The organism is Thalassolituus pacificus, assembly GCF_025318105.1.
Lineage (GTDB): Bacteria > Pseudomonadota > Gammaproteobacteria > Pseudomonadales > Oceanobacteraceae > Venatoribacter > Venatoribacter pacificus.
Map to the genome: position 1 here is coordinate 85596 of NZ_JAOANI010000022.1, position 22842 is coordinate 108437.

The 22842-nt window shown below is 55.8% G+C and carries 21 protein-coding genes; 8 read left to right on the forward strand and 13 right to left on the reverse strand.

The window, feature by feature from the left end; all coding sequences use genetic code 11:
* Positions 1–77 precede the first annotated feature (77 nt).
* The 3 genes from NYR02_RS14035 to NYR02_RS14045 all read left to right on the forward strand — a co-directional run bounded on the left by NYR02_RS14035 (position 78) and on the right by NYR02_RS14045 (position 1976).
* Positions 78–893, forward strand: a complete 816-nt coding sequence (locus NYR02_RS14035; protein ID WP_260976979.1) for a CZB domain-containing protein — start codon at positions 78–80, stop codon at positions 891–893.
* A 22-nt stretch (positions 894–915) separates the two neighbouring features.
* Positions 916–1428: a phosphatidylglycerophosphatase A family protein gene (locus tag NYR02_RS14040; protein ID WP_260976980.1), complete on the forward strand. Its 513-nt coding sequence runs from the start codon at positions 916–918 to the stop codon at positions 1426–1428.
* Between the two features lie 173 nt (positions 1429–1601).
* A complete protein-coding gene (locus NYR02_RS14045) occupies positions 1602–1976 on the forward strand; it encodes a VOC family protein (RefSeq protein WP_260976981.1) in 375 nt (124 codons plus the stop codon).
* 115 nt (positions 1977–2091) lie between these two features.
* Here NYR02_RS14045 and NYR02_RS14050 read toward each other — a convergent pair whose 3' ends face one another.
* The 8 genes from NYR02_RS14050 to NYR02_RS14085 all read right to left on the reverse strand — a co-directional run bounded on the left by NYR02_RS14050 (position 2092) and on the right by NYR02_RS14085 (position 12179).
* Positions 2092–3255: a VWA domain-containing protein gene (locus tag NYR02_RS14050; RefSeq protein WP_260976982.1), complete on the reverse strand. Its 1164-nt coding sequence runs from the start codon at positions 3253–3255 to the stop codon at positions 2092–2094.
* Positions 3243–5564, reverse strand: coding sequence for a DUF5682 family protein (locus tag NYR02_RS14055; RefSeq protein WP_260976983.1), 2322 nt, complete (start codon positions 5562–5564; stop codon positions 3243–3245). Before NYR02_RS14055 ends, NYR02_RS14050 begins: the two co-directional genes overlap by 13 nt.
* 21 nt (positions 5565–5585) lie before the next feature.
* On the reverse strand, positions 5586–6665 hold the full coding sequence (locus tag NYR02_RS14060) for an ATP-binding protein (RefSeq protein ID WP_260976984.1): 1080 nt from the start codon (positions 6663–6665) through the stop codon (positions 5586–5588).
* Positions 6658–8130 (reverse strand): DUF5691 domain-containing protein, encoded by a 1473-nt coding sequence (locus NYR02_RS14065; protein WP_260976985.1) that lies wholly within the window; start codon positions 8128–8130, stop codon positions 6658–6660. The genes NYR02_RS14060 and NYR02_RS14065 overlap by 8 nt, the downstream gene beginning before the upstream one ends.
* Positions 8124–9509, reverse strand: a complete 1386-nt coding sequence (locus tag NYR02_RS14070; RefSeq protein ID WP_260976986.1) for an SWIM zinc finger family protein — start codon at positions 9507–9509, stop codon at positions 8124–8126. The genes NYR02_RS14065 and NYR02_RS14070 overlap by 7 nt, the downstream gene beginning before the upstream one ends.
* Before the next feature lie 194 nt (positions 9510–9703).
* Positions 9704–10528, reverse strand: a complete 825-nt coding sequence (gene nudC, locus NYR02_RS14075; RefSeq protein WP_260976987.1) for an NAD(+) diphosphatase — start codon at positions 10526–10528, stop codon at positions 9704–9706.
* Positions 10529–10556: 28 nt separating this feature from the next.
* Entirely contained in the window at positions 10557–11324 is a 768-nt protein-coding gene (locus NYR02_RS14080; protein ID WP_260976988.1) for a hypothetical protein, read from the reverse strand.
* Positions 11325–11501: 177 nt separating this feature from the next.
* A complete protein-coding gene (locus tag NYR02_RS14085) occupies positions 11502–12179 on the reverse strand; it encodes a zinc metallopeptidase (RefSeq protein ID WP_260976989.1) in 678 nt (225 codons plus the stop codon).
* 300 nt (positions 12180–12479) lie between these two features.
* Here NYR02_RS14085 and ribA point away from each other — a divergent pair, with 300 nt between their 5' ends.
* On the forward strand, positions 12480–13133 hold the full coding sequence (ribA, locus tag NYR02_RS14090; RefSeq protein ID WP_260976990.1) for a GTP cyclohydrolase II: 654 nt from the start codon (positions 12480–12482) through the stop codon (positions 13131–13133).
* 7 nt (positions 13134–13140) lie between these two features.
* On the opposite strand, the gene nosR is transcribed toward ribA, so the two are convergent.
* The 5 genes from nosR to NYR02_RS14115 all read right to left on the reverse strand — a co-directional run bounded on the left by nosR (position 13141) and on the right by NYR02_RS14115 (position 19449).
* On the reverse strand, positions 13141–14481 hold the full coding sequence (gene nosR / locus NYR02_RS14095) for a response regulator c-di-GMP phosphodiesterase, NosR family (RefSeq protein ID WP_260976991.1): 1341 nt from the start codon (positions 14479–14481) through the stop codon (positions 13141–13143).
* Positions 14471–16147 (reverse strand): sensor histidine kinase, encoded by a 1677-nt coding sequence (locus tag NYR02_RS14100; RefSeq protein ID WP_260976992.1) that lies wholly within the window; start codon positions 16145–16147, stop codon positions 14471–14473. The genes nosR and NYR02_RS14100 overlap by 11 nt, the downstream gene beginning before the upstream one ends.
* A 79-nt stretch (positions 16148–16226) precedes the next feature.
* A complete protein-coding gene (gene dxs, locus NYR02_RS14105; protein WP_260976993.1) occupies positions 16227–18107 on the reverse strand; it encodes a 1-deoxy-D-xylulose-5-phosphate synthase in 1881 nt (626 codons plus the stop codon).
* A gap of 206 nt (positions 18108–18313) precedes the next feature.
* Positions 18314–19207, reverse strand: coding sequence for a (2E,6E)-farnesyl diphosphate synthase (ispA, locus tag NYR02_RS14110; protein WP_260976994.1), 894 nt, complete (start codon positions 19205–19207; stop codon positions 18314–18316).
* 2 nt (positions 19208–19209) lie between these two features.
* Positions 19210–19449: an exodeoxyribonuclease VII small subunit gene (locus NYR02_RS14115; RefSeq protein WP_260976995.1), complete on the reverse strand. Its 240-nt coding sequence runs from the start codon at positions 19447–19449 to the stop codon at positions 19210–19212.
* A gap of 195 nt (positions 19450–19644) precedes the next feature.
* Here NYR02_RS14115 and pomA point away from each other — a divergent pair, with 195 nt between their 5' ends.
* The 4 genes from pomA (at position 19645) to NYR02_RS14135 (ending at position 22816) form a co-directional block, all read left to right on the forward strand.
* Entirely contained in the window at positions 19645–20403 is a 759-nt protein-coding gene (pomA, locus tag NYR02_RS14120) for a flagellar motor protein PomA (protein WP_260976996.1), read from the forward strand.
* A 5-nt stretch (positions 20404–20408) separates the two neighbouring features.
* Positions 20409–21389 carry a flagellar motor protein MotB gene (locus tag NYR02_RS14125; protein WP_260976997.1) on the forward strand — a complete coding sequence of 327 codons (981 nt, stop codon included), beginning with the start codon at positions 20409–20411 and terminating at the stop codon, positions 21387–21389.
* A 17-nt stretch (positions 21390–21406) separates the two neighbouring features.
* Positions 21407–21961: a PilZ domain-containing protein gene (locus NYR02_RS14130; protein ID WP_260976998.1), complete on the forward strand. Its 555-nt coding sequence runs from the start codon at positions 21407–21409 to the stop codon at positions 21959–21961.
* A gap of 126 nt (positions 21962–22087) precedes the next feature.
* Complete coding sequence (locus NYR02_RS14135; protein ID WP_260976999.1) at positions 22088–22816, forward strand: 16S rRNA (uracil(1498)-N(3))-methyltransferase; 729 nt, start codon at positions 22088–22090, stop codon at positions 22814–22816.
* Positions 22817–22842 lie beyond the last annotated feature (26 nt).

Genomic DNA, 22842 nt, shown 5'->3' on the forward strand with positions numbered 1-22842 from the left:
GTCTATACTTGGCATATTCTTATGAGCGTGAACAGGCCTTAAGCCCACCACCGCCCGATGCCACGCAAGGACTCCGCATGGACTATCTAAGCTTCCGCCACGCCCGCCAGCACTTTGCCGTACCCATTGAAAGCGTGCGTTTTATTGCCGCTGAAAGTGCCCTCACACCCACACAGGTGGCCACCGGCAAGGGCCAGCAATTCGACATGGTGGAGTTTGAAGGTCAGGCCTGCATTATTCTGTCGCTGGCCCGTCTGCTCAATCAGCCATCCGAGCGCAGCAAAAGCCTTGAATTACTGGAATTACTGCAGGCGCGCGAGCAGGACCATATCAACTGGCTTAACAGCTTAAAAAACTGCCTGCTGCATGGCGGCAGCTTTGATCTGGCGCGCGATCCGCATCAATGCAAATTCGGCCAGTGGCACGATAATTTCCGCACCGATGACACCCAGCTGCAACATGTGCTGCGCAGCTTTGATGAACCGCACAAACGCATTCACGCTCTGGCCGACGAATTATTAGCAATGCGTGATAACGACCAGAGCGAAGCCGCCCTCGCCATTTTGCAGGAACAAGAAACCAGCACCATGCAGCGCCTGCGCGACCTGTTTGCCGACGTGAACACCATGGTACGCAGCAGCATCCGCCCGACCGTGATCATGCTGCAAAGCAACGAACAACAAACCCTCGGTCTGCGCGTGGACGATGTGGGTGAAGTGTTCAGCTGCAGCGCCGCCCAACTGGAAAAAGAACAGAAAGACTATATGCCGCCCTTTGCCCGAGGCTGGCTGAAAGGCGTACGCATTGGCGGTAAAGACGTTACCATCATGGAAATTAATCCCGCCCGGCTGCTATCATCCACCGCTATTCAAGAGGGTCAGATGCTGGCCTGAAACAGGTCAGCCGGAGAACCCTGTGAGCAACTCAGTCAACCAGTCTGCTGTACGCCCCAATCTTAAAAATCCCATTCATTTACTGGCCTTTGGCTTAGGTTCCGGCCTGGCACCCAAAGCACCCGGTACCTTCGGCACACTGGCGGCATTACCCGTCTGGTTTTTTTTATTACAGGGTATGCCAACGCTGCCGTACCTGAGTATTCTGGTTGCCGGTTTTGCCTTAGGCGTCGTGCTGTGCGAAATCACCTCGCGCGACCTCGGCGTACATGACCACGGCGGCATTGTCTGGGACGAATGGATTGGCGTGTGGATAACCCTGCTGTGGCTGCCGCACAGCGGCGATGTGCTCACGGATATGGGCTGGCTGCTGTACGGCTTTGTGCTGTTCCGCTTTTTCGACATTCTCAAACCCTGGCCGATTAAATGGCTGGATGCCAAAGTGCACGGCGGCTTCGGCATAATGATTGATGATGTACTGGCGGGGGTTTTTGCTTTGCTGGTATTGCAGGGAACTGTGCTGGCGCTGGGGTAATTCGCCAGCCTGCTGGCACATTAATATGCTGCAAAACCGTTGAAGCAACACATGTCGCAGGAGCTGGCCATGCCTGCGATCCCTCGCATGCCAGCCAAGCCTTGCCACATAAACGCTACTGACACTTTCTGTCACCAGCCGCCGCTATCCTCGCTGCTTTCAGAAGGAGAACCATGATGAAGATGAATTACTTTGTGTTTGGCACCAACAATATGGAAGCGGCGGTTAAGTTCTATGATGCATTGTTCGAACATACGGAAATGCGTCAGACCTTCGCGACCGAGCGGATGACGTTCTGGCAGGGCGAGGATGAAGACGCGGCCTTCGCTGTGGCGATTCCTTTCGATCAGAACAGCGCAACCAATGGCAATGGCACCATGCTGGGTTTCAGCCTTGATTCTGAGGATGAAGTTACCCGGCTGTATAACAAAGCCATTGAATTAGGCGGAAGCTGTGAAGGCAAACCCGGCCAGAGAGGGCCGCGTTTCTCAGCTTATGTGCGTGATCTGGATAACAACAAAATAGCCTTTGGTGCAAAAAACGGGTAACTCGCTGCCAGCTTCACCAAACCAGGATAACGGCCGATCGAATTGGTTTGGAGTGACACAATGTCACTCCAAACGGTGAAGCAGCAGGCCGGAGCCTGCTTTTTAATACCGCGTTTTATTCCGCCGGCCGGACCGCGGCAATACCGCTGTCGGCGGCCCACTGCAGTACATCTTCCCGCTTCAGCGCCGTAGCCATCAGCTCCGGGAATTTATCCGGAGTACAGGCAAACACCGGGCTGCCGATGGCAGCAAAGTCAGCCGCCATCTGGCTGTCGTATGACGGCCGGCCATCATCGCTCAGCGCCAGCAGCGTGATGACATTAACGTCCTGGCGGATCAGCTCCGCCACCCGCGTTTTCAGCGCATCGGCATCGCCGCCCTCGTACAAATCGGTAATCAGAATCAGGTGCGTTTTGGCCGGCCGTTCGATTTTATCAGCGCAATAGGCCACAGCCTGATTGATGTCGGTACCGCCGCCCAGCTGCACGCCAAACAACACCTGTACCGGGTCGGCCAGTTCATCCGTTAAATCGACAACCGCCGTATCGAAGCACACCAGCCGGGTTTTCACCGCAGGAATCGAGGCCATAACCGCGGCAAAAATTGAGCTGTACACCACCGAGGTGGCCATAGATCCCGACTGATCGACACAGAGAATCACTTCATCCAGATCCACCAGTCGCCGCTGTTTGCGGCTGAAGCCCACCAGCTTTTCCGGAACGATGGTCGCCAGTCCGGGCTGATAGTGGCGCAGGTTGGCAGCAATGGTGCGGTGCCAGTCAATATCGCTGTGACGTGGCCTATGGGTACGCTTACCCCGGTCGACCGCACCGCGAATGGCTTCGGCGGTTTTTTGCTCCAGCCGCGCCATCAGTTCATCCACCACTTTGCGAATCACCTGACGCGCGGTTTCCATGGTTTTTTGCGGCATCATGTTACCCAGGCTGACCAGATCGGCGACCAGATGCACATCGGCCTCCATCGCCTGGAGAAACTCCGGTTCAAGCAGCATCTGCCGCAGCCCCAGCCGCTCAAAAGCATCGCGCTGCACCAGTTGCACCACCGATGCCGGAAAGTATTCGCGGATATCACCCAGCCAGCGCGCAACACGCGGAGCGGAGCCACCGAGACCACCACGGCTTTTTTCTGAATCTGAGCCATCGCCATACAACGCGGTCAGAGCATCGTTCAGACGTTTGTCACTGGCGTTCAGTGGTGTGCTTTCCTGCTCCGCTCCCAACGCCAATTGCCAGCGACGCTGTTGCATCAATTCATCCATTGCTTATCTCCCGCAAGCAATTTGCCCAGCCCCTGCAGATGCGCAGACCACTGGGACGCCAGGCTTTCGTTGACGGCAAACGCGGTACTGGTACGTACCTCACCGGCATGCAGCGCATCCAGCAGACGCCTGCGCTCCATGGCGTCCAGCTCAGAAAATACCCGCCGCAGCAGTGGCAGACTGTCGATAAAGGCCTCTTCTTCCAGCGACCCCAACCAGTCGTCGACCAATTGCCGCAAGCGGGGGTCGTAGAGCAGCCGCTCAGTCGCTCCGCTGAAAAAGCCTTCGAAAAATCCTTTGGCTTCATGGATAGGGTTCGCCGGTGACAGCATGCGCGCCATCAGTTGCTGCAAACGGTCTTCATTCAGGCGCTTAGCCTGATACAACAAACGACTGGCCAGACCACGCGCGCCCGCATCACACAGGTTGCTGTGCATCACTTCCTGCAGCGCTTGCCACCAGCCTTCCATCACGCTGTCGTTAACCTGCGCCAGCTCTAACTGAGCATGGGCATCAGCGATGGCATGCCGGTAGTGTGTACTTTCTTCTTCGTTAAGCTGTCGCACCGCAACCGGCAAAGACAGTGAGGCCTGCACCGCCAGCCGTTCAATCAGGCCGTTGACGTGGGCCAGCGACAAATTTCTGGACGTGCCGTAACGGCTGATATCCACCAGCGGCGGCAGGCCATCAAGCAGATCCAACCCTTCGGCGGTGTGGGCCGCGCGCTCTGCCAGCAGCGAGAATCCTTGCTCCACCGCCTGCGGCAGTTCGGCTTCCAGCGCCGCCAGCAGCAACTTAGCCAGTTCGCCCAGCTGGCGCTGGCTGCGCATCTTCTCAATGGTGCGCTCGGCGGCGGCCTGCGCCAGTGAGCTGCCATAGATCTGATTTTCCACCAGCTGCACCGCAAACTCCGGCTGCCAGGCAATCACCCAGCGCTCGCGGAACGTACCACGGCTGCTGCCGTTGCCGGTCTGTTCGCCCCAGGGGACATCGAGCAGCCGCAGGCGGTGCAGCAGCCAGGACTTCAGTTGCCCGGGTTCACTTCTCAGATCCAGTGACAATTCCCGTGGCAGCGCCTCGCTTTTAAGGCGGGTCTTCTTTTGCCACTGTTGCAGATCGTCCAGCAGAGGTGCCAAAGGCACATCGGCGGGGACTTCACCCACCAACGACCCCAGCAACAGTTGCTGGGAAATCTGCTGCCACCACAAAATATCGCCACCGCACAGGCTGGCAATGGTGGCATCACGGGCTTCTTCAAACCCCGGACTGGGACGATCACGGATAACCGCCAGGCTGTGACACAGACGCACGGTTTCTATCACCGCCGCGGTAGACACCAACAACCCGGCCTGGCGTAACTGCTCGGCAACCAGAGCCAGCCAGCGCGCCAATGACGCTTCGTTTTGGCCAAAGCGCCACAAATGGCGATACCACATGGGCGCCGATACCCCGGCGCTGTAGCCCGAACCGCTGGCCAGACGCGGGCTGGTCCAGGGAATCCAGGTTGAATTAACACGCTTGGCCGGAAGCTTGGCGGGCAAGGTTTTCAGCCGCGCTTTATCGTCTTTCTGACTGACTTTTGCCTTTAACCCCGGCAGGTGCCAGGCACCGCAAATGACGGCGACCGGGCCGTCGGTCTTTTTCACCGCGTCGGCAATCTGCAGGCGCATATAGGCTTCGCGCTGTACTTCCCTGGGGCTGTCATCGGGAATGGCGTCGCGCAGCTCAGCCATAGCCTGCTCCAGCGCAGTGAAGACCGCCGGATCATCATCGGCACCCTGCTCAACAATATGATTCCACCAGCTTTCACCGTCGTCGTAACCCGCCAGGCGCGCCAATACGGAGATGGGATCAAGGCGCAACGCCTGGCTGCCGGCACTGGCAGTGTTTTCAGTATCCGTGCCTTCAACATCACGATTTTCGTCACCGGCATCGTCTGTAGCATCATCGGCATTGTGGTCTTCGCCCGCTTCAGCAACGGCGGCCGCCAGCTGCACGGAGACCGGCAGATCAATAAAACGAACATCAGCACCCGCCTGCAGCGCCCAGCGACAGGCCTGATATTCGGGCGAGTACTCGTCAAACGGATAATAAATGCTGTGGCCGACTTCATCGGTCACGAACGACAACAGCGCGACCGGCGGCGTCATCCCTGTGCTGGCCAGAAACGGCAGCAGTTCGCTGCAGTCGGCCGGGCCTTCGATCAGCACAACCGCAGGTTGTACCCGCTCCAGCGCCGCCAGCAAACGCCTGGAGGAACCCGGGCCGTGATGACGAATGCCGAAATAGTGAATTTCCTTCATGGGCATCGGTTCTCTGCTGGTTCCGGCTTAAAGCAACTCGTTGATGCTGTGATAGTAATCGCTGTAGTCCTTGCGCTTTTTCAGCACGGTTTCGAGATACTCTTCAAGCACCAGCTTATCCTGCACCGGGTCTTTAACGATTGCGCCCAACAGATTGGCACCGATATCGGCCGCACCAAATGACGCATCACCAAACCACGCCGCCTGACTCAGGCCGCCAACCATGACGGCAATAGCCTCGGCCGTGGAGAGTGTGCCCGAAGGCACTTTGAGGGCCATTTTGCCATCCAGCGTGGTGCCACTTCTCAGTTCGCGGAAAATGGTCACGACTTTTTCAATTTCTTTGCCGGCGCTTTCCGGCACCGGCAACGACAGGCTTTGTCCCATTTCAGCCACCCGGCGACGGATAATTTCGATCTCTTGTTCCATATCATCCGGCAGCGGCAGCACCACCACATTGAAACGACGCTTCAGCGCCGATGACAGTTCATTAACGCCTTTATCGCGGTTATTGGCGGTGGCGATGATGTTAAAACCGCGTTTGGCGAACACCACCTCGTTCAGCTCCGGCACCGGCAGCATTTTTTCTGACAGCACGGTTATCAGGGTGTCCTGCACATCGGAGCCCATACGCGTCAGCTCTTCCAGTCGGCACAGACTGCCGGATTCCATGGCGCGGAACAGCGGCGTCGGTACCAGCGCTTCTTTACTCGGCCCTTTGGCCAGCAGCTGGGCATAGTTCCAGCCGTAACGGATCTGGTTTTCATCGGTCCCCGACGTGCACTGAATCACACGGGAGCTGTTGCCACAGATGGCGGCAGCCAGATGCTCAGACACCCAGGACTTGGCCGTGCCCGGCACGCCGAGCAGCAGCAGCGCTCTGTCGGTGGCCAGGGTGGCGACGGCGGTTTCTATCAGGCGTCGACTGCCAATGTACTTGGGGCTGATTTCCACACCCGAGGCGGTGGTGCCGCCGAGCAAGTACTTAACCACGCTCTTCGGGGTCATCTGCCAGTTTTCCGGTTTTTGCCCCTGATCTTCTGCCTTCAGAGCGTCCAGCTCAGCCTGATAAATGACTTCTGCCGGTTGCCTTAATACGTCACTCATCTTTTCGTCCTTCCTGTTTCAGACTCACGTTAAATTTCAAATGTTCAAGTAAGGGATGCAGGGGTGATAACCCCATGTTTGTTACCTGCGCCAACAGCCATTGCGCGCAGTCATAGTTAAGACACAAGCCAATTTGTTGCATCGCCAGTGTCAGCGAGTAATCGGAATCCTGCGACTCGCCTGCACTGGCCAGTTCTTTGAGACGTTGTATCAACAAAGCCGCTGACGGACTTTGGCTGAACACTTCAGGGCTGAGCCAGCGCCATTCTTCAGCAAACAAAATACCCAGGGTATTGGGCAGCAGATCGCTGCGCGCAAGCAGATGCCCGGCCAGCCCTATACAGGCTTCTTCGCTCAGTCTCGGAGCCAGAATACGCAGAGATAAAGAGGGATCGGTGCCGTCATCAGCGGCGGCCTGCAACAGCCTTTGGGCGGCCAGCATCACCTGCGCTTCCGGCAGGCTGGCGGCGATGTTGTGCAGCAGAGATTCATTCGGACTGTGATTGCCTTTGCCGTGGTTATCCGCAAACGACCATTGCTCCAGCAACGCATCCAGCGTCAGCTCCATACTGGCGGCCAGCGCTGGCAACGATACGCTGGCCAGTGCCTGACAGCGGTCCCGGTATTGCACGCTGCTTTTCAGTTCCGGTGCCAGCAACAGGGTTTCGCGGCGCAGCAAGCCTCGGGTTTTACGGGTCAGCCAACCCTGTAACTCAGTGATGGTTTCATCCTGTGCCTGCTGCCCCTGCTCGCCAAGACGCATTTTAAAGCGCGTGGCGAGTTCTTTTACCTTCTGTGAGCGGTCCTGCTGAAGTGTTTCAAGCAAGGGTAAATCGTCGTCACTCAACCCCAAACTGAGCAATTCATACAGGTCAAAGCGCTTATCCGCCGGTTCAGACGGAGCCATTAAGGCCAGTAACGAGCGGGCATCGTGCGGGGCATCACGGCGCAATTCGCGCAGGGCATTAAGCCGCGCTGCCGGGCTGAAATCGCCCCAGCTGGCTTCTGTCAGGGCAATATCCGCGCTGCCAACCCAGCGCAGCCAGGGGGCAAACGCCGCCGGTAAACGGTTTTCATTGGCGGTCGGTAACCAGTCCAGAGGGTGCGGTACCACACCACGGCTCACCAACAGGTTGAACAGCCGCCAATACAGGCCTTCGTGCTTACTCAACGCGGACAGTATCTGCCGGAAGGCCGGGCGGCACTCCGTCGCCAGCGTCGGCAAACCCAACATCGGCAAGGCCGATAGCGGCTGCAGCTGTTGCGGTGCGGCGACCTGCTCCAGCAAAGGGTACTGACTGCAATACGCCAGAGCCAGCAGCGCGCGGTCATCATCATTTGCGCCGTCAGGCTGCGGCCAATGTGGCGGCAGTGCGGCGGCTGTACCACCGTCGCCCATTAACCAGCTCTGCTTTAACGCATCGACCTGTGCAAGATCCTGCGTCAGGGTTTCAAGGGTCAGCATGCAATCATCCCCCACTGAGGAGACACAACCGACAGCAGCTCTGCCTTCGCGCCGTCCCAGGAAATAAAGGCCGCCAAATGCTCGCCGTGGGCCAGCAAGGGCAGATCGTTATTCGCCAGCGGCAGCAATTGCTCGCTGGCTTTGAGCCAGTAGCCCGCGTCTTTGTCCTGCATCAGGCAGCAACCACCAAGCAGCAGCGGAACTGCGCGCTGCCATGGCAATGTGCGACGCAGCGAGAACAGCGCCTGTTGCGGACTCTGTTCCACGGCGCTGGGCCATGACACGGCTTCAGTCTCAACAATCCTGTACTGAGCCAATATCGCGCGCTCAGGCATTCGCGATGGATAAAACACCAGCTCGCCTTCGATCTGGGTACCGACCCTGAGACTGGCCTCGCGCTTACCGGCAGAAGCCGGGCTGTAGTCCTGCAACATGGCAGCAGAAGCGCACTGGCCATCCAGCGGCCACAACCAGGTGGCATGGCTCACCAGTCCATCGCGACGGGTTTCAATTCGTTCTCCGACACACAGCCAACGTCCGTTAACGGGCATCTGCTGGCTGTGCAGAAGCTGCTCCCGGTTCTCTGCTCCAAGCAGAGCACGGCGTGCGTCCGGGTCCTGAGGGGCACTCTGCCATGCACGTGATAACAGTACCCACATGCCCAACTCTTCCACCAGACGTGCCAATTGGCGTTCCATTGGCAGTCCGGCCAGCAATGAAGGTAACTCGTCTACCCGTGCCGCCAGCGTGCTGGCTTTGGCATCGACCAGGCGCGCCGCAATACGCCGCACACGCGGGCGCAGATCTTTCAGCAGCCCGGCCAGGCCGGTGCGTTGCTGGTCGCGAATCCACAATTCAAGCTCCCCCAGACCCTCGCGGATACTCTGTTCGGTAGCCTGCATCGCGCTCTCGGCGCGCTTTTGTCGCTGCGCTTCTTTTTTTGCCAGTTCTTCCGCACTGAGCACCGGCTCATCATTACCGGCACTGGCAATATCTTTTACAACGACGGCTTTCGGCTCGTCTGTACTGGCTGCACCAGACGAACTGCGCCGACGGCGGGAGAGCCACTCGGCGACCCATTCCGGCGGCGTGGCTTCGACAAAACTGGTTTGGCTTTCGCTGAAGATCCACATGAGAGCGAGCACATGCTTACAGGGAAATTTTCTGGATGGGCAGGTACATTTGTAACCATGGTCGGCAACGTCAGCCATGGTGAGATAGGGGTTCGCTCCGGAGCCCTGGCATTGGCCCCAAATGGTATTCAACTCAGATGCCAGCCCCAACATGGGCCATTTAGCGGTGTTAAGCAGTTTTTTTGCAGCGCCCAGAGATGACTGATCCGGGGCCAGGTCCTGCACGACCTGTAACGGGAGCTCCATTTCCTGTCCTTGTTTTCTTGCCTGCGGTGCTTATCGGGCAGACTGAGAAGGTCGGTTATACCGGGTTCGCAAGTATTTACCCGGCATAAAATTTATTGGCCGAATGATGGCGGATTACGGCTTAAAAAGAAATCGATCAACGCACAATACTGACACGAATATCACCAGAAAATTCATTCACCCTGACTGCCGTCTTATTCGTTTCGCACTTGCTCCACTGCGGCTTCAATTAATTTTCGCGCCACGGTCTGTGGCGCCGGAAGCTGCGGCAGGTTGTCGATATCAAACCAGTCGGCGCTTTCCAGTTCGGTGGTGTCGATATTCAGCTCACCACTGTCGTAGTCGCACAAATATCCGAGCATTAACTGGTGCGGAAATGGCCAGGCCTGGGAGACGAGGTAGCGCGGGTTTTTAATCCGGATTCCGGCTTCTTCAAATATTTCCCGCGCCAGTGCTTCTTCGGCGGTTTCGCCGGCTTCAATAAAACCGGCCAAACAGGAGTACATGGCGGTGCGGTGGCGATTGGAATGGGCGAGCAATAATGTCCGCCCTTTACGCACGACGCCAATCACGCACGGGGATATTTTCGGATAAGAGCGATAGCTGCACGACGGACACATTAAAGCGCGATCGTTAATAATCGGTTTTAACAGCGTGCCGCAGCGGCTGCAGAAATTCTGCGTGCTGCGCCAGTAACGTAACTGTGCGGCAGCATTCACCACGCGGAAAATATCGTCACTGGCGGCCAGCAGGTAATCGCGCAATGCGACATCTTTAAAACCCGGCGGAATATCCGCCAGGCCAACCACGCGCAACGGCACACCATTAACACTGCCGAGTAATAATTCCAGCCGTGGGTCCTGATTAACGGAATCGGTTGTCCACGGCAGGATGTGCTCTGCATTGTCCATCACCTCGGGCTTCAGCAGCAGACGCTCGCCCAGAAAATACAGGCTGAGCGTTTGCGGGCTGTCTTCGCCGGGCACGATGGCCGGGTGGTAGATAAATTCAATAGTCATAGCCGTTTTTCCGTCAATCAATCCGGGCTTAAAACGCTTGCAGGCAATGCTGCAGGCGGTCTTTGTCGTTCATTATGTATTGGTCGTATTCCTGCAGAAAAGGAATATGAGGCAAATCATTCAGCAGTACGCCGACACGCTGCTGATGAAATATATTAGCAGCGCGATCGTAATCCAGCGGGTTACCGATTTTAATCGCCAGCAGTTGCAGCGCCATCAGATCCTGTCCCAGCCGATAGGTTTTATTGTCGCTGTCGCAGCGATAATACAGACTGTGCAGCGCACCATAGCCCAGCGATTCAATCAGATGTTTACTCATCGGCAGGTAAACATTATGCCGGTGCTCAAACGCAGCAATGCTGCGCAATACGCTGTTGACGGTATCACTGACGGCGAACGCATCCTGGCCGTCGATGGTAAATAATGACTGAATAATATCCTGCGCCTGTTGCTCCAGTTCTGCGGTCAGCTCTGCAGCGGGCGGTAACGGGTAATCAAAGCCACGGTTATCGTCCATCGCCACAAAGTCGTTCTGAATAATCGCAATGCCCTGTTCGGTAAACGGATAAGCACGCGCATCATAGGTTTTGGCAACCGGCAGCAGCAGGGTTTCGGTCAAGATCAGCCGCTCAAACAAGACGTCGGTGGCGCCATTGGTTTGTTCGCTGTACTGGTCTTTGCGTTCGCCATACAGACTGATGGCGTCTTGCAGATGTTTTTCAAAACCATCAATGCAACCCGTCAGCAGAAGCACACTGGTAATAAGCGGTATTTTAATCAGAGTAAGAATGTTCAATTTATTATGTCCCTGGTGAGAATGTCCGGTAAGCGTTCCCGGCAAGAGTTCCTGGAAGCGGCATAATAACAGGGCAATCCCGGAATAACGCGGCATGGCCACGTCACTGTTTCTGTTTCTATTTCTGAGGCGCGAAAAATACCGTGGCAACACGACAACCACAGACTCCCGCAGCGGCTAACGGCGTAAATAGCGCAACCAGCGGCCAATATTAAGCAGGCTGACCAGCGACGCGGCGACGTAGGTTAATGCCGCCGCTGTAAGAATGCTGTGCGCGGCTTTCATATCGCGCTCGTCCAGATACTCCCCTTCGCGCAGCATCGGCAGTGCTTTACCAAAGCTGGCATCCCACTCTACCGGCAGGGTCACGATATGCACCAGCGTGCCGATCAGCATCGCGCCAACGGCAATAATAAGCGCAAAGCGCGAAGCTCCGGGCGCAACCGCCGCCAATAAAGGCGCCAGCAGCAGCGCCAACGGGGCCACACGTTGCATCCAGTAAGCCAGCACGGCAAAGCCGATGCGACTCTGAAACAGGGTTTCTTTACGCGCGTGCTGCAGCGCATGACCGACCTCATGAGCGGCCACGACCACGGCGGTCAGGCTTTTGCCATTAAATTTATCGGCGCTCAGACGCACGGTTTTGCTGCCTGGGTCATAGTGGTCACCCTGATCGGTGGCTTCTACCTGCACATCGTCCAATTGCAGTTTGGCCAGCAGATGGCGCGCCATATCGCCGCCATTACCCGGATAGTCATCACGCCGGCCGCTGTGTTTTTTCAACACGCGCTGCACCCAGACGCCGGGCAAAATAAGAATAGCGAGCACTAATGCCGCCAACAGCAGCCAGATCATTGGGTCGGTTTCCTGTATTCATTGTTCGGTGAGCGGTAAATAACGCCTGCACAGACGCTGCATCTGCCGATTCTACTGTACTTTTCAAACGCAGCTCAGCGACATTTCCTGCGTGTTTACGCCTGTTTGCTGCATTTTATTGTATCTGTCGGGGTTTCGCTGCGGACGATGTGCGGGCAATGGAGGTGCCGAACCGGTTCCGTGCCGGTTTATATCGACCGGTCTTTGGCGACATCGCATTAGGCAGGGCTGTATCGGACTGTTAGAATACGCGCCCTGTTTTACCCAGGAGTGCTCCCATTGAGTATCACATTCATTGCTTCGTCCAAATTACCGACTCCGTTCGGCGTTTTTACAATGTCTGGCTTTGAAGACAGCGCCAACGGCAAAGAGCACGTTGCTCTGTCGATGGGCGATGTTGCCGATGGCGAGCCGGTACTTGCCCGGGCACATTCCGAATGTCTGACCGGCGATGCGCTGTTCAGCATGCGTTGTGACTGTGGCTATCAGCTGGAAGAGGCATTACGCGCAGTGGCCGAAGCGGGCCGTGGCGTGGTGTTGTATCTGCGTCAGGAAGGCCGCGGCATTGGCTTGTTGAATAAGATCCGCGCGTACCACCTGCAGGATCAGGGAGCCGATACCGTGGAAGCTAACGAACAGCTGGGATTTGGCGCCGATATGCGCGATTACAGTATGTGCCGGCCGATGCTCGATCACCTGGGCATTCACGCCATCCGTCTGATGACCAATAACCCGCGCAAGGTAAAAGCACTGAGCGAAGCCGGTGTTGAGGTGGTAGAGCGGGTATCGTTACAGGTGGGGCGCAACCCGCACAACGATGGTTATCTGAACACCAAAGCCAGCAAACTGGGACATTACCTGCCGCAGTCTGCCAACGGTATTGTCACCCATCAGGATGATGATATTGCGGATAGCACCGGCGAACAGTCGTAAGCTTCTGCTATTTTTTTGCGGCGGATTCCCGCCGCACGTGCAGTTTTATTTCATGCCCTTCAAATTGCCGCTCCATGGCCTGCAGCTTGTCTACATGACGCGCGGTCAGCTCCGTACCTTCTGACAGCAGCACAACACCCGCCGGACTGACCAGATTACCCGCCAGCACCATGCCGATACGGGCTTCTTTGATGTCGACACGCTCCAGATTCGGTACCACACCTTCTTCAAAATCATCCAGCACGACAGTGAATATATCTATCAGCTCACGGTCATAGCGCTGCCCGGCCATTTTCAGCAGATAAGATCTGGTAGTGGCTTCATCCAGTGTTTCGCCTAGAAAGTTATGCTCGCGTTGCAGCTCCACGTAATCGCTGACAATCCGCAAAATACGCGCTTCCTTGGGAATGGCATTACCGCTCAGTTTGTCAGGGAAACCTTTGCCGTTATACAGCTCCATATGCGAGCGGATAATGTTGGCTACATTCTGCAGCGGCTCGAGCAGCATCAGGCTGGTCTGACCGTTAATAGTGAATCGTGCGTAAGCGGTTTTCTCGGCGGTACTCATTTGCGTCAGCGCTTTACTCAGCACACTATCGGACAGCGATACTTTACCGATGTTTTTCAGTAACGCTGCGTAGTACACGTCCTGAATGGTTTGCCCTTCCAGACCGGAAAACTCGGCGAATAATTTTGCCAGTCGCGCCAGGCGCTCACTGCTGCCTTTTTCTTCACCGTTACGCGCTTCCATGATGCCCACCAGAATGTGCACCATGCTGTTAAATTCCTGCCGCAAGGTACGATAGGCATCACTCAGCTTGGCTTCCGCCTCCCCTACCTGCTCGGATTTTTGCTGATATTTATCCTGCAATTCACGGTTCAGGCGCGCCAGCTCTTCGTTTTGTTCGCTGATGTGGGCGTTAAGTTTAAGGTTGGCGGCTTTCAGATCGCGGGTATCCAGCGCCTCGGCGACCACATTACGCAGCTGATCGTTGTCCCACGGCTTAGAGATATAACGGTAAATATTACCTTCGTTCACCGCTTTGATCGCCGATTCAAGATCGGAGTAACCGGTAAGCAGAATACGGATCATCTCCGGATACTTTTTAAAACAATTTTTTAACAGCTCCGCGCCGCTCATACCCGGCATACGCATATCGGAAATAATCAGGTCAAAGCTTTCCTGCTGCAATAATTCCAGCGCTGCCGTACCGCTGGTCAGCACGACCACATCATACTGACGGCGAAATAACCGGTTCAGCGCCTGCAGCACGGCTTCTTCATCATCAACGATCAGCAGGCGGCCGTGTTTTTCCTGGGCAAGCGTCTGGACGTCATCACTCAGCATTGTTCTTTTCTCCGATGGGCAGAATCAGGGTAAAACAAGCGCCTTTGCCAGGTGCCGTCTGCAATTCGATGCCACCCTGATGTTCCTGCATCAGTTTGTAGCACAAGGCCAATCCAAGACCCGTGCCATCACCTTCCAGCTTAGTCGTAAAAAAGGGTTCGAACACCCGGGAAGCAACGGCGCTATCCATGCCAGGGCCATCATCACGAATACTGATACTCAGCACGCTCCCTGTCTGCTCCTCACCGATATGGATATTACCGCCCCGTTTCTCCAGCGCCTGAATGGCATTGATCAGTACATTGAGCACCACCTGACCAATCTGCGACGGATTACAGTACACATCTGGCAGCTCAATCAGTTCCACCGTTAGCGTGACGTTATCGGGCAAACGGGAGCGGGCAATATTAATAATACTGCTGATGTCGTCATTCAGCTGGCACCATTGCATATGCGACTGGGTGCGGCTCAGTTTGCGCATATCGGCGATAATCTGTGTGACACGCTCGGTACCACGAATACAGTCCTGCAGGCGCGCAGGCGCAACACTGATCACGTGAGGAATATCCACACGCTGATAGGCGAGCAATAATTCCTGATAAAAGTCCGATTTAATATCCAGCAGGTCAGAGGCTTCGTCGATGGCCTGCACAAACTCGAGCAACGCCTGCACATCATTGCCAAGCTCTTTCAGGTTGCTGCTGATATAAGCAACCGGGTTATTAATTTCGTGGGCAATACCGGCCGACAATTCTCCCAGCCCGGCCAAACGCTCGGATAGTTTTAACCGCGTCTGGGCGTTTTCCAGATCCCGGTTAAGACCGCGAAGCTGATAATTGCTCTTCAGTAATTCTTTTTGACTGCGCGCATTCAGCGCCATCTGGGTGCGCAGAATATGGCTGGTTTCTGCCAATTCAACCGAGTGGCCTTCCAGTTCACGGCTGATCTGCATGCGGCGGCCATACTGGTAAAACAGAATAAGCAGCAACAACAGGCATATAACAGCGCTGCTGACAGCCGCAGACACAGGCAGGTAGGTCTGAAAAAAGTGGCCTTCAATCTGTCTGCGATCCAGATAAAGACTGAACTCCGGCAACAGAAAATCATTAAACACCATCATCTGCTGACGCAGCTCAGGGGCCGGATCTGATAACGGCTGAGCGTGGTACATCACCAGCAGAGGAATGTCGCCGTACCCCATATCGGATGTCGTCTGTTGTAACCAGTCGTAGAGTTCGAGACGAACCATCAGGCTGCGATCTTTGGCCGCGGAATAGAGAATCAGCACCAGACCGGGGCTTTCGACCAAACGGCCGGGAATCGTAATATCAGCGTTCAGATCCTGCAGTGACATATGCAGCAGCCAATCGCCGGTAACGGCCAGCTTTTCGGTGCTTTCTTCATTGATCAGCATAAACGGACCCAGCGGCGAATTCCGACGGTATTGCTGCAGTTCAACATAACCCGGAGGGTGATCGTTCAGCAGTTGCTCGGCATCCGCCAACAGCTGGTAATACTCGCGCAGTGAACGGATATAAACATGCTGCAGCAGATCGTGGGAAATAGCGGCGGTTCGTTGCTGCTCTACACGGATGCTGAGCTCATAGACACCCAGCCCAATCACTGCAGAAATCAGCAGGCTGAGCAAAACATGACGTTTGGCCATGCGCTCCCCTCCCTGGACATTACTTAAGCTATCAGTAAAGCACTGCCCGGGAGAAAAACGAGGGGGAATGACAGGAAAATCAACTCTGGCTCAGACGGACACGGATACTGTTAAGAAGATTATCAGCGTCCATGGCAATATCGCGCTGTTGCTGTGCCGGAGAGGCGTGTTCGATATAACGGTCAGGAATGCCCAGCGTCAGCACCGGAACCTGCACATTGGCCGCCGCCAGCGATTCCAGCACGGCGCTGCCAGCACCGCCCATCACGGCGTTTTCTTCCAGCGTCACCAGCAGATCGTGCTCAGCCGCCAGCTGTAATACCAGTTCGGTATCCAGTGGTTTAACAAAACGCATATCGGCCACGCTGGCATCCAGAGTGGTTGCCACCAGCAGAGCCTCACGCAGAGGCGCACCGAAGGCGAGAATGGCAACGCGCTTACCGTCGGCGGCTTTGCCCTGACGACGCATAATGCCTTTGCCCAACGCCAGTGCCTGCATTTCTGCGGCTGGCTCAACCCCGGTGCCACTGCCACGTGGATAACGCACCGCCGCCGGGCCTTCGTGCTGATAACCGGTGTAGAGCATCTGGCGGCATTCGTTTTCGTCCGATGGTGTCATGACCACCATATTCGGAATGCAGCGCAGGTAGCTTAAATCGTAGGCACCGTGATGGGTCGGGCCGTCTTCACCCACCAGACCGGCACGGTCAATGGCAAACAAGACGTCCAGATTTTGCAGCGCCACATCATGAATCAGCTGGTCGTAAGCACGTTGCAGAAAAGTGGAATAAATCGCCACCACCGGCTTGGCACCTTCACAGGCCAGGCCGGCGGCCAGCGTGACGGCATGCTGTTCAGCAATGGCGACATCGAAGTAACGCTCAGGGAATTCCTGCGAGAAGCGGATCAGGTCAGAGCCTTCACGCATCGCCGGGGTAATGCCCATAAGCCGCTCATCCACGGCGGCCATATCGCACAGCCAGTTGCCGAATACATTGGAATAGCTTGGCATTTTTACACCAGCGCCGACATTGCTGCCTTTCAGCGCGTGGTATTTGATCGGGTCATCTTCAGCCGGCTGAAAGCCTTTGCCTTTGCGCGTCACGACGTGCAGAAAACGCGGACCTTTAAGTTTTTTCAGGTTCTGCAGGGTGAGCAACAGCTCATCCAGATCGTGACCGTCGATCGGGCCGTAGTAATTAAAACCCAGCTCTTCAAACAAGGTACCGGGCGCGACCATACCCTTCATGTGTTCTTCAGTGCGGCGGGCGAATTCCCACGCGGCCGGAATTTTTTCCAGCACCCGTTTGCTGCCTTCGCGCAGAGCGGAATAGGTACGGCTCGACCAGATGCGGGTGAAGTATTTGTTCAGAGCGCCCACGTTGTTGGAAATCGACATGTCGTTGTCGTTGAGGATCACCAGCATATCGGCTTTCACGTGACCGGCGTGATTGAGCGCTTCAAAGGCCATGCCGGCGCTCATCGCGCCATCACCAATAATGGCGACCGTCTGCTGGTCTTTCTGTTGAGCGCGTAACGCCAGCGCCATGCCGAGGGCCGCACCGATAGAGGTGCTGGAATGACCAACACCAAAGGTGTCGTATTCACTTTCTTCCCGTAATGGAAACGCCGCCGGGCCTTCGGCGCTGCGGATGATCGGCATCTGTTCACGGCGACCCGTCAGAACTTTATGCGGATAGGCCTGATGGCCCACATCCCAGACCAGACGATCGTCCGGCGTATTAAAGGCATGATGCAGGGCAACGGTCAGCTCGACCACACCAAGACCAGCGGCAAAGTGACCGCCGGATTGCCCTACGCTGTAGAGCAGAAACTCACGCAGCTCAGCACAAACCTGGGGTAACAGATCGGCATCCAGCGCACGCAGATCGGCCGGAGAGTCAATGCTGTCCAGCAGCGGTGTACTGGGGCGGGAGCCCGGAATTTCAGTCAATGTCATCAGCTTATATCAGCGCGGTCGCGGTATCCGTCGGATGGGGGCATGTTCAGGCAGCCATAATAACCGTAAGGCAGCCCCGCAAAAGGGCTGCCATTCTAACGGCTGTTGGCGTTAATGAGTAGCGCTGTGACGCATCCGGCCCTGACTGACAGCTACAAGGCGCTGCGTTCAGGAAGGGTTGAAACGCATAGCAACGACCAACCGCCCTAGTGGTCGCGGCTGATAATGTAATCGGCCAGCTGTGCCAATACCGAGGTATCACCAGTCATGCCGGCCAGTGCCGCGTGGGCATCAGCAACCAATTCACGCGCCTTGGCGCGCGCGCCATCGAGCCCGAGCAAGGCCGGATAGGTTGGCTTATTCAGTGCCAGGTCGGCACCTTTATTTTTGCCCAGCGTGGCGGTGTCGCCTTCGATGTCGAGGATGTCGTCCTGTACCTGGAAGGCCAGACCAACCGCATCGGCATAGCGCACCAGCGCCTGCTCGGTTGCCGCATCAACGTCCTCGCTGGCCGCATGCGCGCCCATTAATACCGCACTGCGGATCAGGGCACCGGTTTTATGGCGATGCATCCGCTCCAGTTGTGGCAACGTCATGGGCTTGCCGACGTGACCCAGATCGATGCTCTGCCCGGCCACCATACCGGCACCGCCGGAACCCTGTGCCAGCAAGCGGATCAGGGTCAGGCGTTGCTGCGCACTTTGCTGAGGCGCATTGGCCAGCACTTCAAAAGCGGCGGTGAGCAGGCCATCGCCCGCCAGAATCGCGGTGGCTTCATCAAAAGCAATGTGACAGGTCGGCTTGCCGCGGCGCAGATCGTCGTCGTCCATGGCTGGCAGGTCATCATGCACCAGACTGTAACTGTGCACCATTTCCAGCGCAGTGGCTGCTGCATCGGCCTGCGCCCAGTCACCACCCAGCGCCTGCGTGGCGGCGTAGCAAAGAAATGGCCGCAGACGTTTGCCGCCATTTAACACACCGTAGGTCATGGCTTCGGCCAGACGCGGATCAGCCAGCTGCAGGGCATCCAGATGCTGATGCAGCTGCTGCTCCAGCCGCTGCTGCACGCTCTGTAGCGGCTGCTGTAAATCCTGCGCCATGATTATTCCTCGCCTGTCGCAAAGGGCTGCGCCACACTCTGGCCGTTTTGTTCCAGCAGCAGCTGCACGCGCTGTTCAGCGGCACTGAGTGCCTGCTGACATTGACGGGTCAGGCCGATGCCCTGCTCAAAAGCACGCAGTGAATCTTCCAGCGATAAATCGCCGTTTTCCATACGCACCACCAATTGTTCAAGCTCGGTCAGTGCCGCTTCAAATTCAAAGGGGGGATTTTTATCAGTCATATATCGCGCTCTCCCGGAGAGCGGCCACACTAAACCCAAGGCTGCGGCTGGTCAACCGGTGCCTTAGCAGCGGGCCAGAGCTGACGTCTGACAATGAATGCGCAAGCTTGCCAACAATTTCGTCAATGCGAAGGAAGATCGCAAATGTTTGACTAAACTCAGGAGCAGTGAATGGTTTAGTGGCAAGGAGCATCAGTGGATCTCGCATCGTTAGTTGGGGTAGTCGGCGCCTTTGGTATCGTTGTTATGGCGATGGTCCTGGGCGGCGATATCAGTATGTTTGTGAACGTTCCCTCGATCCTGATTGTCATCGTCGGCAGTCTGTTCGCGGTCATGATGAAATTCGAACTCGGTCAATTCCTCGGCGCGATTAAAATTGCCGCCAAAGCTTTTTCCTTCAAACTCAGCAAGCCTGAAGCCATCATTGAAGAAGTGGTGGAAATGGCCGGACTGGCACGCAAAGGCGGCCTGCTATCTCTGGAAGGCAAAGAAGTGAGTGATGAATTCCTCAGCAAAGGCATTCAGCTGCTGGTCGATGGTCATGACCCGGACGTGGTACGCACGTTAATGAATAAAGAGATGAAACAAGCCAGCGAGCGCCATGATATTGGTATCACCATTTTTAAATCACTGGGCGATGTTGCCCCGGCGATGGGCATGATTGGTACGCTGATTGGTCTGGTGGCCATGCTGGCGAATATGGATGATCCAAAATCCATCGGCCCGGCCATGGCGGTCGCACTGTTAACCACGCTTTACGGGGCGATGGTGGCGACCATGCTCTCCCTGCCGATTGCCGACAAACTGACACTGCGTAAAGACGAAGAAGACCGGCTGAAATCAATGATCATTGATGCGCTGCTCGCCATTCAGAGCGGCCAGAACCCACGCGTGATTGAGACCATGTTGCAGGCCTATATTCAGGAAGGCAAACGAACGGTATCGGGTGATTAAACACTATGGCCGCTGAAGAAGAACAGGAATGTCCACCCTGTCCCGCCGGTATTCCCGGCTGGGTGATGACCTTTGCCGATCTGATGTCGCTGCTGATGTGCTTTTTCGTCCTGCTGCTGTCGTTTTCAGAAATGGATGCCATGAAATTCAAACGACTGGCCGGCGAGTTACGCAATGCCTTCGGCGTGCAGACCGTTGTTAATGTCAGTGATCCCCCAAAAGGCACCAGTATTATTGCCCGTCATTTCAGCCCGTCAATTCCGGAACCGACGCCAATCAATGAAGTGCGGCAAAAAACCAGCGACATCACCAAAAGTTCGCTGGAAGTGCTGTGTCAGGACGAAGTTACGCAACAGGAAGAGCGTCAGGGCGATCAGGGTCAGCAAACCCGCGAAATTGTCGTACCCAAAGAGGATATCGACAATAAAAAAACCGAAGCCGAAGCGATGGAGATGGCAGCCAAACTGGAAACGGAAATTGCACAGGGACAGCTCGAAATCGAAACCGTGGGCAAGAAAATCATTATCCGTATTGAGCAGCGTGGCGCTTTCCGCTCCGGCTCGGATTATATTGATGATAAGTTTTTACCGGTAATCGATAAAATCCGTGAAGTACTGGTAACCATTCCGGGGCAGATTTCTGTTGAAGGCCATACCGACGATATTCCGATTGCCGGAGGACGTTATCGCTCCAACTGGACATTGTCTTCAGCCCGCGCGGCCGCTTTTGCCGAAGAGTTATTTGTCGCGCCAGAACTGGATTCCAGCCGCTTTCAGATTGTCGGCCATGCCGACACCCGGCCGCTGGTGCCCAATGTGGATCCTGAATCCCGCGCGCGTAACCGCCGGGTAGAGATTGTCATTCTGCGCACGCATGAGAACGACGACGATGATATACCGGAAATCCAGCCCTCAGATCAGCGGGTAGAGGATGCGGTAAACGCCAGGCCCGAAGATTTCGAGCTGAGCCCTAACGAAATATTTTGATTGGGATAATAAAAACAATGGAAGAAAGACGCCGCTTTTTCCGCCTTGATGATGATGTGGTGATGGACTTTCAGGCTATCACCCAGGATGAATTCAGCCACTGGAAAGAAAACCACAGCCAACAAAAAAGTGAGCTTAAGCAATTAGAACAGGATATCGGCAACCTGATTCATCAGGTACGTTCGGTGCATCCGGCGATTGGTCAGACACTGGAATTATTAAACCGTAAACTGAATCTGCTGAACGGCAACAACGCCAATCATCCGGAACTGAATCTGTCGATGACCGAGGCGCGGGTACGCGTTAATCTGAGCGCCTGCGGTATGGCATTCAACACCGATGCAGACCTGAGGGGCAGCAGCCATTTGCTGTTTAATCTGCAGTTAAAACCGTCTAACGCCATTCTGTCGCTGGCCGGCAATATTGTGTCGATCGACGATACAGGCGAAGGCGATGCTCCGTATATGGTACGGGTAAATTTTGAAGGCCTGAAAGAAACCGAACAGGAATTATTGATTCAACATCTTTTTCAGCTGCAAAGCCGGACGTTACGTCAGCAACGCGATCACTGAACGACCAACCAATACGCCGGGACGCTGATTTCTTTGCCCGGCGACACTTCCCGTTAGCGGCTCTCTGCCCGGCGCGCTTTTTTGCTATCATGCGTTCTTTCTCTGTTCTGCAGGAATCGGTTCATTATGTCCGGCCCCCGTACTTATTCTTCTTCTCCACTCAGCAGCGGTCAGCGCATCGACCTTGATGACCAGGCAGTTGCTCATCTGATTCGTGTATTACGCATGGGCGAAGGCGATGCGATTCGTCTGTTCAATGGTGACGGCCATGAATACGCCGGACAGCTTTGCGATGTGCAAAAGAAAGGCGCGGCAGTCATGGTTGGCGAGATTCTGCGCAGCGATGCAGAAACCGCTCTGATACTGCAACTGGGACAGGTGGTTTCCAAGGGTGACCGTATGGACTTCACCATCCAAAAGGCCACTGAGCTGGGCATCAGCGACATTACTCCCTTATGGAGCGAGCGCTGTGAAGTCCGCCTGAAAGGCGAACGGCTGGATAAAAAAATGGAGCACTGGCAAAAAGTAGCGATCTCCGCCTGTGAGCAAAGTGGCCGCAACCGTATTCCAACCATTCATGCACCGCAGCATTTTGCTGACTGGGCAAAAGACAATAACGCCGATGTGCGCCTGCTGCTGCATCCACACCGACAAAAACCTCTGCGTGATTATGCACAGCCAACAAGCGTGGCCTTACTGGTCGGACCGGAAGGGGGTTTCAGCGAACAGGAAGTGGAGATGGCCATGAGCAGCGGTTTTGCCGGACTGACGTTAGGGCCGCGTATTCTGCGTACCGAAACCGCAGCATTGGCCGCGCTGAGCGTGTTTCAGTTTCAGTGGGGAGATTTCAGCTGAGCAGACACTCAGCTGAAGCAGGCAGG

What these genes read in the sequence shown, in the direction of transcription:
- NYR02_RS14035 (WP_260976979.1), top strand. Translation starts at nt 78, where the DNA reads ATGGACTATCTAAGCTTCCGCCACGCCCGCCAGCACTTTGCCGTACCC.
- NYR02_RS14045 (WP_260976981.1), top strand. Translation starts at nt 1,602, where the DNA reads ATGATGAAGATGAATTACTTTGTGTTTGGCACCAACAATATGGAAGCG.
- NYR02_RS14050 (WP_260976982.1), bottom strand. Translation starts at nt 3,255, where the DNA reads ATGGATGAATTGATGCAACAGCGTCGCTGGCAATTGGCGTTGGGAGCG.
- NYR02_RS14055 (WP_260976983.1), bottom strand. Translation starts at nt 5,564, where the DNA reads ATGCCCATGAAGGAAATTCACTATTTCGGCATTCGTCATCACGGCCCG.
- NYR02_RS14060 (WP_260976984.1), bottom strand. Translation starts at nt 6,665, where the DNA reads ATGAGTGACGTATTAAGGCAACCGGCAGAAGTCATTTATCAGGCTGAG.
- NYR02_RS14065 (WP_260976985.1), bottom strand. Translation starts at nt 8,130, where the DNA reads ATGCTGACCCTTGAAACCCTGACGCAGGATCTTGCACAGGTCGATGCG.
- NYR02_RS14070 (WP_260976986.1), bottom strand. Translation starts at nt 9,509, where the DNA reads ATGGAGCTCCCGTTACAGGTCGTGCAGGACCTGGCCCCGGATCAGTCA.
- nudC (WP_260976987.1), bottom strand. Translation starts at nt 10,528, where the DNA reads ATGACTATTGAATTTATCTACCACCCGGCCATCGTGCCCGGCGAAGAC.
- NYR02_RS14085 (WP_260976989.1), bottom strand. Translation starts at nt 12,179, where the DNA reads ATGATCTGGCTGCTGTTGGCGGCATTAGTGCTCGCTATTCTTATTTTG.
- nosR (WP_260976991.1), bottom strand. Translation starts at nt 14,481, where the DNA reads ATGCTGAGTGATGACGTCCAGACGCTTGCCCAGGAAAAACACGGCCGC.
- NYR02_RS14100 (WP_260976992.1), bottom strand. Translation starts at nt 16,147, where the DNA reads ATGGCCAAACGTCATGTTTTGCTCAGCCTGCTGATTTCTGCAGTGATT.
- dxs (WP_260976993.1), bottom strand. Translation starts at nt 18,107, where the DNA reads ATGACATTGACTGAAATTCCGGGCTCCCGCCCCAGTACACCGCTGCTG.
- ispA (WP_260976994.1), bottom strand. Translation starts at nt 19,207, where the DNA reads ATGGCGCAGGATTTACAGCAGCCGCTACAGAGCGTGCAGCAGCGGCTG.
- NYR02_RS14115 (WP_260976995.1), bottom strand. Translation starts at nt 19,449, where the DNA reads ATGACTGATAAAAATCCCCCCTTTGAATTTGAAGCGGCACTGACCGAG.
- NYR02_RS14125 (WP_260976997.1), top strand. Translation starts at nt 20,409, where the DNA reads ATGGCCGCTGAAGAAGAACAGGAATGTCCACCCTGTCCCGCCGGTATT.
- NYR02_RS14130 (WP_260976998.1), top strand. Translation starts at nt 21,407, where the DNA reads ATGGAAGAAAGACGCCGCTTTTTCCGCCTTGATGATGATGTGGTGATG.
- NYR02_RS14135 (WP_260976999.1), top strand. Translation starts at nt 22,088, where the DNA reads ATGTCCGGCCCCCGTACTTATTCTTCTTCTCCACTCAGCAGCGGTCAG.